2 protein-coding genes are annotated in these 470 nt (G+C 44.5%); both read left to right on the top strand.

Annotated elements, in window-relative coordinates; all coding sequences use genetic code 11:
* Positions 1-97: uracil phosphoribosyltransferase (locus VG556_RS22435; protein WP_284499594.1), on the top strand; the 97-nt coding region annotated here is incomplete at its 5' end.
* A gap of 85 nt (positions 98-182) precedes the next feature.
* Positions 183-470: solute carrier family 23 protein (locus tag VG556_RS22430; RefSeq protein WP_032321708.1), on the top strand; the 288-nt coding region annotated here is incomplete at its 3' end.

Here is a 470-nt window from a genome sequence, read left to right as displayed (position 1 = left end):
ACTGTATACCGCATCGATTGATCAGGGACTGAACGAGCACGGATACATTATTCCGGGCCTCGGCGATGCCGGTGACAAAATCTTTGGTACGAAATAAAGAATAAAAATAATTAAAGCCGACTTTAAGAGTCGGCTTTTTTTTGAGTAAAGCGCCTATAACACATAATACAGAGGATAATACTATGACGCGCCGTGCTATCGGGGTGAGTGAAAGACCGCCACTTTTACAGACAATCCCGCTTAGTTTGCAACATTTGTTCGCCATGTTTGGTGCAACCGTCCTGGTGCCCGTCTTATTTCATATTAACCCGGCGACTGTACTGTTATTTAACGGTATTGGAACGCTGCTGTATCTCTTCATCTGTAAAGGGAAAATTCCGGCTTATCTTGGTTCCAGCTTTGCCTTTATTTCACCGGTATTGTTACTGTTGCCGTTAGGGTATGAAGTCGCGCTGGGCGGCTTTATTATG

It is taken from the genome of Stenotrophomonas sp. CASM106 (assembly GCF_049384825.1).
GTDB classification, from domain to species: domain Bacteria; phylum Pseudomonadota; class Gammaproteobacteria; order Xanthomonadales; family Xanthomonadaceae; genus Stenotrophomonas; species Stenotrophomonas muris.
The sequence above is the reverse complement of the archived record's forward strand: the minus strand, read 5'-3'. Positions and strand labels throughout refer to the sequence as shown.